We start from the raw sequence: 13158 nt of genomic DNA on the forward strand, positions 1-13158 counted from the left end.
ATGAATCTTTACGATCCAAATTTTTTAATAGAGTCCTGTTAAAGTATAGAATGCGATAACTAAAAATACAGCAACCGTTTTCAAAATTGTAATAGCAAATATATCTTTATATGACTGTTTATGTGTTAGTCCTGTTACTGTAAGAATAGTAATAATAGCCCCGTTATGTGGTAGTGTATCCATTCCTCCTGATGCCATTGATACGATACGGTGCATAACTTCTAATGGAATATCAAATTGATTGGCCGCTGCAATAAATTTATCTCCCATTGCACTTAATACTATTCCCATTCCTCCTGATGCCGAGCCTGTAATTCCAGCTAAAATATTCGTCGTTACTGCACCATTCACTAACGGATTTGTGAAAGTAGCAGAGATGCCATCTCTCATAATTGCGAAACCTGGAAGTGCTGCAATGACACCACCGAATCCAAACTCAGCTCCTGTATTCATCGTTGCAAGTAGCGCTCCACCAATACTTGTATTCAATCCAGCTTGGAAACCTGTTACTACTCGCTTCCAATATAATAATAACGTTGTTAAGATCCCTATAATAAGTGCCAATTCTACAGACCAAATTCCTACTACTGCACTTAATTCTACTTTTCCAAATGCTTTCATACCAATTGCAGAAAAATCAAAACCGCTTGGATACCACTTCGGTATCATAATAGTAAACACTTTATTCATTACACCTACTAAAATAAGTGGTATAAATGCAATAAGTTGTTGTGCTCTTGTGATTTCAATGTTATTAATTAATGGCATATTTTTTTGTTCTACTTGCAAAGATGCTGCCATTTCAGTATTTCCATCATTAAAACCAAAGTATCCTTCACCTGCCGCTTTTGCCTTCTTACGTCTACTCTCTAAATATAGTAAACCTACTGTAAGAACAAAAATTGCTCCTACAATCCCAAGTATCGGTGCAGCATAAATATCCGTTTTAAAAAATGTTGTAGGTATTACATTTTGAATTTGTGGTGATCCAGGTAACGCATCCATTGTAAACGTTACTGCTCCAAGAACAATCGTTCCAGGGATTAAACGCTTTGGAATATTAGCTTGTCGAAACAACTTAGCTGCGAACGGATAAACAGCAAACACTACTACATACACACTAACACCACTATACGTTAAAATAGCCCCCATTAATACAATCGCTAATATAGTACGTTTTTCACCAACTAACTCAATAATTGTTTTTGCGATAGAATCTGCAATTCCTGACATTTCCACTACTTTTCCAAATATTGCTCCTAATAAAAACACAGGAAAATATAATTTTATAAATCCAACCATTTTCTCCATAAAGATATTAGAAAAGAAAGGTAATACATAACTAGGTTCTGTCAAAAATACTGCAAATAATGCAAATATCGGCGCGAATAAAATAACAGAAAAACCTCTGTATGCTACGAACATAAGTAAACTTAGTGCTAATAATATAATAACTAACTCCAATTTTACCCCTCCATTAAACAGAATATTCTAAATTTTATTGATAAATTTCTACTAACCTTTTAATTCTGACATCCCTCCTCTTATTCATACAAATTTTTATGCTAAAAATGTCTAATTATAATTATTCGATTACATATGAAAAATCCCTTTAAACAGAAACGAATTCATCGTCATACGTTATAAAGGGATTGCTAGAATCTATATTTACTGCTGTATTAAATTTTTCTCTACACAAAAATGATACAGTTCTTCAACATCTTTCACTATGTAGGTCGCACTAACTTCAGTCAGTTCTTTTTCACAGCCATAGCCATATAAAACACCAATTGAAGCAATTCCATTCTGATTTGCACCTATTATATCGTGCTTTCTATCACCAATCATTATCATTTCTTCTTTATTTAGTTCTTCATTTTTTTGTAAAATATGAGCAATTATTTCTTTTTTTTTTATTCTCGTACCATCTAAATTACTTCCAATGATGTCTTCGAAATAATTCGTTAATTGAAAATGCTCTATAACTTGTTTCGCAAATACAGTGGGCTTTGAAGTTGCTACAAATATGCGATTCCCTGAACTTTTTAATTGTTGCAAGAGCTTCAGAATCCCCTCGTATACATTATTTTCAAACAATCCACGCTGCTTTAAATACTCACGGAAGTAAAAAACAGCACGTTCAACCTCTCCTTCACTCATATTATATCTCTCTATGAATGATTGCTGAATAGGAGGACCTATAAATGAATCTAACTCACTTATATGTACTTCTTCAATTCCTACTTTTTTTAATGCATATAAAACCGAGTTTACAATCCCTTCTTTCGGATCCGTTAAAGTTCCATCTAAATCAAATAGAAATGTTTTATACATGCTTCATTCCTCCACTTAATTTGCTGTATAAATAACTGCTAACATCTCTTCCACTTCTCCCTATTATACTATTATTATCTATTTTTTCGAAAAATCAATTTCCATATGTCACATACTTTCAGTTACAAAATACGATAGATATGATACAGTAAAAAAGTTACAATTATTTTAATAGAAACTGGTGAAACAAATGTCAATTACGTTAATTTTTATAATGGCTTTCACAATTGTGATCCACGCAGTTGAAACAAGCTCTTATAGTATTCGATTAGCTGGAGTACGTTTAAAGAAGATTGCGGTTGCCTTGTCTGTTGTAGGAATGGTGTTACTTATTTCAAGAACATCAAACTTACTACAAGCCTTTTTAATCGGTGGTATTGTCGATGAAGCAAAACTAGATTCTTCTATTAATTTAGAGCATATTATACGACTCGTACTATTATCGGCTTCTATCGGTACATTAATCGCGATCATTCTTTATCCAACTTTGACAAAATTATTTGGATATGTCATTCAAAACTTTGAAACAGACGGTTCTTTCATTCGAATGATGAAAACGAATAACATTCAAAAATTAAAGTACACAAAAAAATATGTCCGTTTTCCAAAGTTAGAAATGATTCATAGACTGCGTATCGGTGGTATTCCAAAGCGTATTATGCTTATTAACATGTTTGCTACTGCTATTTATACAGCGGGAGTTCTTTCCGCACTATATGCTTCTTTTTTAATTCCAGCTTTCGCAACAAAAGCCACTACAGCTTCTGGTCTTATTAATGGTTTTGCTACTATTTTATTAACAGTGCTACTAGATCCACGTATTGCTCTTTTAACAGAGCGAGCTCTTCAATCAGAAGAAGGTGCTGAAGCAATGAGTAAAATGTATGCTTGGCTAATGATTTCTAGACTTTTTGGTACATTACTTGCTCAACTGTTATTCATACCAGGTGCTTACTGGATTACATGGATTATAAAGCTTATGAATTAAATTTACTCTCTAAAAAAAAGCAGGTGAGATAACAAATGACTATACAAACAGAACAAGATATCATTCGCTTAATAGAAAACGACGAATGGATGATGAATGTATTACAAATGGCAAAATCACTAGAGCTACCTGATTGGTGGATTTGTGCCGGATTTGTTCGTTCTAAAATTTGGGATACTTTACATGACTATGAAGCTAAAACGGCTATGCCTGATGTTGATGTGATTTATTATGATAGTCTACATCAAGATGAGATATACGAACAATCATTAGAAACGAAATTAATGAATATTGATGCTACTATCCCTTGGTCTGTAAAAAATCAAGCTCGTATGCATGTAGTGAATAATATGCCACCATATTCTTCTTCTGTTAATGCTATATCTAAATTCCCTGAAACAGCAACGGCTTTAGGAGTTACACTTGATGAACTAAACAACGTTATCTTAGCAGCCCCATGTGGTATTGAAGATGTCCTTTCCTTACAAGTGAAACCAACAGCTCATTTTCTTGAATCGAAAGAACGATTACATATGTACAAAAACAGAGTTATAAAAAAGAATTGGCAAAGTAAGTGGCCTAGCATCACAATCACATATCCAGAAATTTAGAAAGGGTGCCGCTCATTTATAGAAGCACCCTTTTCTTCATTTCAAAAAATGTATGACTGTTTCTGCAAATCTATCTGCTTCCTCATAATGAGGTGAATGACCGCTCTCTTCAAATACGATATACTTGCCGTTTCGGGCATCTTTATTAAATGTTTTAATTTGTTCTTCACACGTTACTACATCATGTTTTCCTACTATTAATAACATTAGATTTTGTACATCTTTTATTTTTGATAATAATGATGTATGACATGCTCCTTCTAATTTTAATCTATCAAAGTGAATTTTAGAGCGATTTGAAAATATTTCCCACTCTTCATCACTGTATAAACTCTCATCTGTCCTATCTTCCTTATTATTGTAAATCTCCATTCTTTTTTCTTCTAATTCAGCGCTTAATCTTATATAAGCTTCTAACAACTCTTCTGAACTAGCATCGCTAGATGAATAAGCAAGAGACTCTTCTGCTACTTCTTCTTTTCCATACTTTTTTAATAAATGCCCTGTCTTTTGCAACAAAGCTCTACTTGTTAATGCAAAATCAAAAGTTGGTCCTTCAAATATTATTTTCTCTATTGAACTTGGATATATCGACGCATAAAGCAATGCTACATATCCACCGAAAGAATGTCCAATTATAGACCACTTCTCAATTTGTAATACTTTTTTTAATTCCTCACAGTCTTCAATCAAATCATTTAATCCAAAAGCTTCGTCTTCAGTAATTTTTTCTGAACGACAAACACCTCTTTGATCTATCATAATTACATATAAAGAATCTTTTAAACGTTCCGCTTGGTGAAATGAAAAATCATAACAACTCTCTCCTGGACCACCATGCAAGTATAAGACTGGCTTATTTTTAGGATTTCCATGTGTTTCAACGTATAGCTTTTTCCCTCTAACATGCATATACTCTCCTGTTTCTATCAAATTCGCCATAAACATCACCTTCTTCTTTTTACTGAATATTATAACATTTATTGTTAAATAATCCCTATTACATTTAAGAAGACGATAATTATTGCAAGTGGTGCTACAAATCGAAGTAAAAATGCCCAACAAGTAAATACTTTCTTTCCATAATTTCCACCTACAAAAAACTCTGCTTCTAGTACCTTCTTCTCCATTTTGAATGAAACGAAAATACTAATAAATAGTGCTCCAAGTGGCATTAATATATTACTAGATAAGAAGTCTACTGCATCAAAAATATTCTTTCCGAAAATCGTAATATCACTCCATACTCCAAATGATAACGCTGATGGTATACCTACTAAGAAAATGCCGAAACCGATCAGCCATGATAATTTCGTTCTCTTTTCTTGTTCACCATTTGCTAATGCTGAAACAACAGTTTCTAGTAGAGAAAATGCTGATGTTAATGTCGCAAATGTAAATAGTGCAAGAAATACTGTTAAGAAAAATCCACCGAATGGGATTTGACTAAATACAGATGGTAATACGATAAATAGTAATCCAGGTCCTTCTGTTGGCTCCATTCCTAATGAAAATACGGCTGGAAAAATAGCAAGACCTGCAAATAATGAAACAAATAAATTTAATCCAACAATTGTTATTGCTGATTTTGGTAAACTTTCTTTTTTATTTAAATAGGAACTATACGTAACCATAATTGAAATCCCGATACTAATTGCAAAGAATGATTGCCCCATTGCGAACAAAATACTTTCCGAAGTAATCTTTGAGAAATCTGGTTGTAAGAAAAACTTCACACCTTTCATTGCATCATCAAGTGTTAACGAACGAATAATAAGAGCGACAAATAAAACGAACAATGCTGGCAACATATATTTACTTGCTTTTTCAATTCCGTTTTGTACACCCTTTGATACAACCCATATCGTAATGAACATAAAAGCGAAATGTCCCATAATAGCCCAAGCAGGATTCCCAATTGTTTCAGTAAATAATGTGCCGTAATTTTGTCCTGGCGTAATCAGTTGTCCAGTTATTCCTCTGAATAAATAAATTAATACCCATCCACCTACAACACTATAAAATGAAAGTAGTATAAAACACGTTCCAACACCAAGGCGTCCAATCCAATGCCATCCTGTATTTGGTGCGATGCTTTTAAATGCTCCAACTGCTTGTTTCTGCGTACTGCGTCCAATCATAAATTCAGCTATAAGTAGCGGTAGTCCAATTAAAACAGTAAATAATATAAATATTAAAAAGAATGCTCCTCCCCCACTCTTCCCAGCGATATAAGGGAACTTCCATATCGCACCAAGTCCAATTGCTGATCCGGCTGCCGCCATTATAAAACCTAATTTCGAAGTCCATTGCTCCGTCTGTTTCATCTCATTTTCCTCCTAATTAAATCTTTTTATATAAATAAATAAATTTTATAAACCTATTCAAATAAACCCTCCATTTCTTCTTCCATATAATAAAAAAATGGCCTAGCATCTCTATATAAAGAGACGCTAAGCCATTTACTTAACGCGGTACCACCCTTATTGATTCCATTATGAATCCACCTTAGTAGTAATCGTTTGATTACAAACCTAATATCGAAGGTTAACCGTTAAGATTTACTAAGAATGTAATTCCGTTCCACCTTACTGCTCCTAGGCGAGTTCAGGATGTCATTTGACTATGTCACACCAACCCATAGCTCTCTGTACAAATACATGACCTTACTACTCCTATTCAACACATTGTAATATTTAGAATATATTTTCTTTTGAAATTAATATGAAGTATATCGGTTATATTTGTAACTGTCAAGGAATATGTTAATTTTTTTCGAAAAGAATGTTCTGTTGTAATTTTGTACAATAGGGCGATGTTATTAATCATCTAGATCATCATACTCCATATCGTCTTCACCTTGGTCATCATCTTCATCTTCATTTTTAATAAATTCAAATTCCTTTTCCGCTATAATATTCCCGTTTTTCTTCTTAATATATATTTCTTCCTCATCTTCGTTTGTTTCTACCTCTATTTCATATACACCCTTATCATCCATACGTTCTACATCAATTTCCTCTACAACTCCATTTACCTTTTCAACTGCAATTTGCTTAGCTATTTCTGGACTAAACTCTTTACTTTCGTAACTTTTTTCTTCTCTCTCTTTATATCGTATTTCTTCATGTTCCATTGTATTTACACCATATGCTGTCCCTCCAGCAATGAAAAGCACCATTACGATTCCAATCCATAATTTCATTCCATGTTCCCCCTCTTCATTTCTTTCTTACTTACATACTAAAATGTTAAAATGAAAAAAAACTGTGAGAAACATTAAAATTTGATGAGAATCCGTTTATTTTTGTGATTATCCTTCGTCATCATCATCTTGATTATCATTGCCTTCTTCTTGATCATCGTCATCTTGTTGTTGAGATGGCTCCTTTTGCTGAATAGCGTTATTTACTGCTGTAGTTGATAAAATTTCTCCTGTTATTGTATGTACTCTTACATCAACAGTTTCAGTTTGTTTTTTTATAATAATTTGGTAAGTAGCCGTACCATTTATATCAATTATACTTACCTTCTCAATAAATCCACCTTGTATTTTTTGTAACGCAACTTCTTTCGCCTGTTCTTCTGTTATAACTTTTGGTATTTGTGAACTACCAATTAAAGCGCCTGTAGTTTCTTCAATTTCTACGATTACATTTTCACTTGCACTTTTCTCTATTTCTATTACATATATATTTTTTTCATTTTTTTGCTCAAGCCTAATTCCCTTTACATTCCCTGGCACTTGCTGCACTGCAATTTCTTTTGCCTGCTCTTCTGTAATTTTTGTCATCGGTTTTTCTGACAATTGAATTTTACCAGTTGTTTTTTCAATCTCAACTACCTTACTTTTCTTATCATTTGTTTCTACCGTAATTACGAACACTTCTATCTCATTTCTCTTTTCTAATATAGTATGTTTAATTACACCTTGTACTTCCTGTAGCGCCATTTCTTCTGCTTTCTCTTTCGTTATTGTATTACTTTTTAATGCTATTTCTTTTGCACGTTTTACCTCTCCATTTTTGGCATCTACTATTATTTCATATAAACCTTGTTCATTTGAAAGATTTACCCTATAAAAATCTTGTTCCCCTTTATTTACTAATTTCATACTTTTAATTTTCCCAGGATACTGTTCAGATACAATACTTTGAATTTGCTTCTCAGATAATATTCTTTCTCCTTGCTTTGAAACAATACGTTGTGATACAAACGCTACACTTACAACCGCAAAGCAAACGAACAATGCAATTTTCCATTTCTTTTTCATTTATAAAGCTCCTATCCCTTTATAAAAAATGAGGTAAATTTACTGTAACTTTCGTCCATTTTCCTTCTTCACTTTCAAGTTGTATATCTCCTTCATGAGCATCAATAATTTGTTTGGCAATCGATAAACCTAAACCAGTACCCCCTGTTTCCCTGCTCCTCGCTTTATCAACTCGAAAGAAACGATCAAACACTTTCTGTATATCTTCCTTAGGAATTCCCATACCGTAATCTTGAATAGAAAAAAAGACTTTTTCTTTTTGTATTCCTACTATCATATCGATTGAATCTTTACTGTATTTCATTGCATTATCTAATAAAACTACTAATACTTGTTTTATTTTTTGTTCGTCAATATTTACAATAATCTTTTCTTCCTCTGTAATAACACGAAAATCTCGATTATATGTTTTTTCTAGTTGTTCCGCAGTCATCTTACATAATCGAACTAAATCTGATTCTTTCGTTTCCAACTTCCACTCTGCACTACTGTTGGCAAGCAGTAACATTTGATTTGTCATGCCTTTCATTCTTACTGCTTCAGAGTATATCGCCTCTACAGATTCTTCTAAAACATCTTGTTTTTTCATTCCCCATCTTTTTAATAATTTCGCATAACTTTCAATAACTGTTAACGGTGTTCTTAATTCATGCGAAGCATCTGAAACGAACTGTTGTTGCTTTTCAAAGTTCTGATGTAATAAATCAATCATTTTATTAAATGTCGTTCCCATTATGTGCAATTCATCTTTTGATTTATTCTCAAGCGGTATTTTTTTGAATATCCCTCTATCTTGTATATGCTCCATTGTTTGTATTAAAGAATTTACAGGTTTTAAAATGAGTTTACTTAACATTCTTCCCGCAAAAAAAGATGGAATTAAAACGAAAAGTGATGCAATAACTAATACATTTTTTAACATATTTAAATTCTCTTGCAAACTATCTAAACGTTCTGTCATTTCTAACGAAACGATTTTCCCATCATTCCAAATGATTGGCATTTTTATATAAGCAAATTCACCCTCGTTCTTCTCATAAATTCCAGCGGATTCTTTTCTTTCAAATTTCGTATTTAATGCCGGAATTGGTTTTGTACTATCTACTTCTTGCCTAATCATTACCTTTGAATTTTCATTAATAATTCTAATCATACCGTTTGAAGGTAAGTATGGTTGCAATAGACTTATTGCATCTACTTCTTTTGCTGAATCTGCGTTCATTCCATCAATGATATGTATTGCCTCACGTTTCAATCGTTCTAACTCTCCGTTCGTAGTCACTTTATAAAACAAAAAATATATTGAACTATTAATAATTAATAAAATAAGTAGTAACCATACTGTAGAGAATAAATATATTTTATTTTTAATTTTCATACATTACCCCTTTAAGACATACCCAACACCTCTAACAGTGTGAATAAGTGGTACGTCCACATTACAATCTACTTTTTTACGCAAATATCTAATATATACATCAACAACATTTGTATCGCCATAATAATCAAATCCCCAAACATTCGTTACAATTTGCTCACGGTTTAACACTTGATTTTCATGCTTCATTAAAAAGAGTAATAAATCAAATTCACGTGGTGTCAAGTCGACTAGATTATCCCCTCTTTTCACTTCTCTCGTTTTCTCATCTAAATATAAATCTGCAATTTGATAACTACTATTTTCCTCTTCTTTTACTACATTTGAAATTCTCAAACAAGCACGAATTCTCGCTAATAATTCTTCTATTTGAAAAGGCTTTGTGATATAGTCACTTGCTCCTTGATCTAAACCACTAACCTTGTCAACAACTGAGTCACGAGCAGTTAATAAAATAATAGGTATTACAGCATTTTTCAAACGTATTCTTCGAAGAACTTCTAACCCACTTATATTTGGAAGCATTACATCAAGTAATATTAAATCCCAGTTACCATTGCTGAACTTTTCCATTGCCTCTGTACCTGTTTTTGCAATTTCACTTTCATATCCTTCAAATTCTAATTCTAACTGCACGACACGAGCAATTTTTTCTTCATCCTCAACGATTAAAATCCTTTCTCCCATAAAAGCCTCCTATAATATATATTTGCACCATTTTAGTATAACAAGTAATACTTTCCTTCAAAAGAAAAAATACCCAATATATTTTATCCTTAATGAAAAAAATCAGGAATGAAATATATTCCTGATTTTTAAAGAGACAATCCAACCCATTGCCAATATGCATAGTAAAATATAACCATTACAAATATATAAATAACGCTTAAATAACTACTTAATTTTAATAAATCTTGTGGTTGAAAAGTTTCTCTATCACTTTCTTGAAATAATAGTAGTGCCTTAGAACTGACCGGAAAGGTTAAACAATAATTCATTCCAACAATACCTATAAATAAGACAGCTACTTCATTTAATTGTAGACTAGTTGCAAAGTATAGTAGTGGCGGAATAAAAATTACTGCTCTCGTAGTGTGAGATGTAATATATAAATGTGATGTTACGGAAAGAATAACAATTACTAGTAGCACAATGAAAATTGATTGATCATCAATAAATTTTGTTACAGAAAATAACTTCTGCATAATCCATTGCGCTGCACCACTTTCCATTAATGATTTTCCTAATGCAATTGCTGCTCCAACAAATAAAATTAAGTTCCAGGAGACACCTTTCAAACTTTCTTTCCACTTCATCACACCGAATTTTGGTAAAGTTAATAAAAAAACTCCGATTATAGTTACAGTAGCAATTTCCAAACCGTGTAACGACTCTGTTAACCAAAAAGTTACCATCGCTATTAAAATAGTTATTGTATATTTTTCATTTCTTGATAATTTAACCTGCACTTTTTTCGGCTGTAGTTTCGTCTTTACTTCTTCTTTATCTAAAAATAAAAATAATATTACGCGACAACATATAAAGCTCATTATGACTCCAAATGGTAATCCCCATATTAACCACTTTACGAACGTAATGTTTTTATTATTAAATTCCTTTAACATATCTAGCGCGATTAAATGTGAGCCTGCACCAATAATTGTAGAACTTGTTGAAACTAAAATAACAGTAGGCATTAAAATTGCTAATGCTTTCGTAATTCTTCTACTTCCAATTTCTTTAGATATAGCTTGAAAAACAGGTAATACAACCGCTGCGCGTCCCGATGTAGATGGAATAAAAAAGGCAAGTATTTGAATAATCATCGTTAAAATCCAGCATAAGCCTGATATATTACGAGCGCGATTTACAACAAAGTACGTCATTTTTTCAGCTAGACCGGTAATTTGAAGTGCTCTTCCTAAAATAAACGAACCGATCATAAGCCAAATCACATCCGAAGCTAGCGAATCAAATAAAAGATCTTGCTTTGCTGTTCCTGAAATAATTAGAAATAATACAGAACCGAGTGCAATATAGGCCGAATTTATCGTTGTTGTTGTCCATAATATAATTGCACAGCAAAATCCAAACAAACTCCATTTCGCTTCCATCGTTAATGATGATGGAAGCAAAAGAACTATTTCTGCCATTAATATAAGCGCTACGGGAATAACCCAAGATGGCTTAGTTTTCGGATTATCAGTACTATTCACATGTAATTCCACTACATTTTTTTCAATCATGATACGTACCCACTTTTATTCAGCCGAGAAGCGATTTGATAACCGACTAACACTGTACGCATCGTACTCTCTGTACAATCACGAAGCCATTTCTCTGCATTTGAAAATGCATTTTCCAAAGAAGATGGCATTGGTAGTATACTTGTATATGCATCAATTCCATAATCATAATTAATACGTGCTCCTTTACCGACTGTCCCTACTAACGCTATTACTGGTAACCCATATTTTTTTGCACATTTAGCCACCTCAGCTGGAATTTTTCCACGTGGTGTTTGAAAATCTATACTTCCTTCCGCGGTAAATACAAGATCACACTTTAACAATAGTTTATTTAAATCCATATACTTCATAATAATATCGTATCTCGGATGAAGTGTTGCCCCAATTAAAGCTTGTAGTCCAGCACCAAGACCGCCAGATGCACCACTTCCTGGTGTATGATGTACATCTATACCTATATCTTTTTTTATAATAGAAGCATAGCGCTCCAATGCTTTTTCTAGTTCTATTACTTGTTCTTCGTTAGCACCCTTTTGCGGACCAAACACTCTAGCTACTCCATGCTCACCGCATAATTGATTAAACCAATTACAAGCAACATCGATTTGAACATGCCTTAATCTAGGATCTACTTGTAATGTATCTATTTTCGAAACTTGTAATAAAGATGTTCCTCCTTGAATTTGCAATTCCTTTCCATCTCTATTTAAAAACTTTACACCTAATGCTTGAGCCATACCAGCTCCTCCATCAGATGTACCTGAATCACCACACCCTATTAATATACGATCTACCCCTTTATTTAAAGCTAATTCTATTAACTGTCCAACACCATGAGTAGTCGTTTTTCTTGGATCACGTAAATCTCTCGGTACAAGGCGTAGCCCAGCCGCCGCAGCCATTTCAATAACAGCTGTACGCTCACCATTTCTCGTTTCAAAAACACCAAAATAAGATTGTATCTCATCTCCAACAGGTCCCATTACTTGTACTTTATACATTTTTCCACCAGTAATATTTATAATTGTCTCTGTAAAACCTTCCCCACCATCAACCATTGGTAAAGTCTCTACAGTAGCAAGTGGCATAACTTTTAAAATCCCTTCTTTCATTACATCAGCAGCTTCCTTCGCCCCTAAACTTTCTTTAAATCCTGATGGTACAACTAAAATACGCATGTATTATTTCTCCCTTCACCTTATATATCTTTCGTATCTACGGCTTATATTAAAGGTGAAAAAAGAGAGCACAATTAAGCTTACATTAAAATCTGGTGAGAAAGTGCTGAATTTTAGGAACTAAAAAACCGTTGTACTATAAAATAG

At 33.0% G+C, this 13158-nt stretch carries 12 protein-coding genes and 1 other annotated feature; of the genes, 2 read left to right on the plus strand and 10 right to left on the minus strand.

Annotated features, from left to right (window positions below; translation table 11 throughout):
* Positions 1-24 precede the first annotated feature (24 nt).
* Positions 25-1464, minus strand: coding sequence for a GntP family permease (locus tag ACTFSL_RS15265; RefSeq protein WP_000424332.1), 1440 nt, complete (start codon positions 1462-1464; stop codon positions 25-27).
* Between the two features lie 204 nt (positions 1465-1668).
* A complete protein-coding gene (locus ACTFSL_RS15270; RefSeq protein ID WP_440041938.1) occupies positions 1669-2334 on the minus strand; it encodes an HAD family hydrolase in 666 nt (221 codons plus the stop codon).
* A gap of 190 nt (positions 2335-2524) precedes the next feature.
* Here ACTFSL_RS15270 and ACTFSL_RS15275 point away from each other — a divergent pair, with 190 nt between their 5' ends.
* Both ACTFSL_RS15275 and ACTFSL_RS15280 read left to right on the plus strand, forming a co-directional pair.
* Complete coding sequence (locus tag ACTFSL_RS15275) at positions 2525-3322, plus strand: lipid II flippase Amj family protein (protein ID WP_076876393.1); 798 nt, start codon at positions 2525-2527, stop codon at positions 3320-3322.
* Between the two features lie 35 nt (positions 3323-3357).
* Positions 3358-3933 carry a nucleotidyltransferase family protein gene (locus ACTFSL_RS15280; protein WP_440041939.1) on the plus strand — a complete coding sequence of 192 codons (576 nt, stop codon included), beginning with the start codon at positions 3358-3360 and terminating at the stop codon, positions 3931-3933.
* A 36-nt stretch (positions 3934-3969) separates the two neighbouring features.
* Here the strand turns inward: ACTFSL_RS15280 and ACTFSL_RS15285 are convergent, their stop codons facing one another.
* From ACTFSL_RS15285 to ACTFSL_RS15320, 8 genes are all read right to left on the minus strand, one after another.
* On the minus strand, positions 3970-4875 hold the full coding sequence (locus tag ACTFSL_RS15285) for an alpha/beta fold hydrolase (RefSeq protein ID WP_440041940.1): 906 nt from the start codon (positions 4873-4875) through the stop codon (positions 3970-3972).
* Between the two features lie 44 nt (positions 4876-4919).
* Positions 4920-6260, minus strand: coding sequence for a sodium-dependent transporter (locus tag ACTFSL_RS15290; RefSeq protein ID WP_000814537.1), 1341 nt, complete (start codon positions 6258-6260; stop codon positions 4920-4922).
* A 116-nt stretch (positions 6261-6376) separates the two neighbouring features.
* Positions 6377-6625 (minus strand) — a binding site (T-box leader).
* A 129-nt stretch (positions 6626-6754) separates the two neighbouring features.
* Entirely contained in the window at positions 6755-7138 is a 384-nt protein-coding gene (locus ACTFSL_RS15295; protein WP_440041941.1) for a PepSY domain-containing protein, read from the minus strand.
* Positions 7139-7246: 108 nt separating this feature from the next.
* Positions 7247-8206, minus strand: coding sequence for a PepSY domain-containing protein (locus tag ACTFSL_RS15300; protein WP_000731146.1), 960 nt, complete (start codon positions 8204-8206; stop codon positions 7247-7249).
* 19 nt (positions 8207-8225) lie between these two features.
* Positions 8226-9584 carry a sensor histidine kinase gene (locus tag ACTFSL_RS15305; protein WP_063220597.1) on the minus strand — a complete coding sequence of 453 codons (1359 nt, stop codon included), beginning with the start codon at positions 9582-9584 and terminating at the stop codon, positions 8226-8228.
* A gap of 3 nt (positions 9585-9587) precedes the next feature.
* A complete protein-coding gene (locus ACTFSL_RS15310; RefSeq protein ID WP_000504581.1) occupies positions 9588-10271 on the minus strand; it encodes a response regulator transcription factor in 684 nt (227 codons plus the stop codon).
* 128 nt (positions 10272-10399) lie between these two features.
* Positions 10400-11830 (minus strand): SLC13 family permease, encoded by a 1431-nt coding sequence (locus ACTFSL_RS15315; protein ID WP_440041942.1) that lies wholly within the window; start codon positions 11828-11830, stop codon positions 10400-10402.
* The gene (locus tag ACTFSL_RS15320) at positions 11827-13011 is read right to left on the minus strand and encodes a glycerate kinase family protein (protein WP_061457143.1); all 1185 of its coding nucleotides are present in this window, start codon (positions 13009-13011) and stop codon (positions 11827-11829) included. The genes ACTFSL_RS15315 and ACTFSL_RS15320 overlap by 4 nt, the downstream gene beginning before the upstream one ends.
* Between the last annotated feature and the right edge of the window lie 147 nt (positions 13012-13158).

Source organism: Bacillus cereus group sp. MYBK108-1, from assembly GCF_051917185.1.
Classification (GTDB): domain Bacteria; phylum Bacillota; class Bacilli; order Bacillales; family Bacillaceae_G; genus Bacillus_A; species Bacillus_A cereus.

What these genes read in the sequence shown, in the direction of transcription:
- ACTFSL_RS15310 (WP_000504581.1), bottom strand. Translation starts at nt 10,271, where the DNA reads ATGGGAGAAAGGATTTTAATCGTTGAGGATGAAGAAAAAATTGCTCGT.
- ACTFSL_RS15315 (WP_440041942.1), bottom strand. Translation starts at nt 11,830, where the DNA reads ATGATTGAAAAAAATGTAGTGGAATTACATGTGAATAGTACTGATAAT.
- ACTFSL_RS15300 (WP_000731146.1), bottom strand. Translation starts at nt 8,206, where the DNA reads ATGAAAAAGAAATGGAAAATTGCATTGTTCGTTTGCTTTGCGGTTGTA.
- ACTFSL_RS15295 (WP_440041941.1), bottom strand. Translation starts at nt 7,138, where the DNA reads ATGAAATTATGGATTGGAATCGTAATGGTGCTTTTCATTGCTGGAGGG.
- ACTFSL_RS15285 (WP_440041940.1), bottom strand. Translation starts at nt 4,875, where the DNA reads ATGGCGAATTTGATAGAAACAGGAGAGTATATGCATGTTAGAGGGAAA.
- ACTFSL_RS15290 (WP_000814537.1), bottom strand. Translation starts at nt 6,260, where the DNA reads ATGAAACAGACGGAGCAATGGACTTCGAAATTAGGTTTTATAATGGCG.
- ACTFSL_RS15280 (WP_440041939.1), top strand. Translation starts at nt 3,358, where the DNA reads ATGACTATACAAACAGAACAAGATATCATTCGCTTAATAGAAAACGAC.
- ACTFSL_RS15275 (WP_076876393.1), top strand. Translation starts at nt 2,525, where the DNA reads ATGTCAATTACGTTAATTTTTATAATGGCTTTCACAATTGTGATCCAC.
- ACTFSL_RS15270 (WP_440041938.1), bottom strand. Translation starts at nt 2,334, where the DNA reads ATGTATAAAACATTTCTATTTGATTTAGATGGAACTTTAACGGATCCG.
- ACTFSL_RS15305 (WP_063220597.1), bottom strand. Translation starts at nt 9,584, where the DNA reads ATGAAAATTAAAAATAAAATATATTTATTCTCTACAGTATGGTTACTA.
- ACTFSL_RS15320 (WP_061457143.1), bottom strand. Translation starts at nt 13,011, where the DNA reads ATGCGTATTTTAGTTGTACCATCAGGATTTAAAGAAAGTTTAGGGGCG.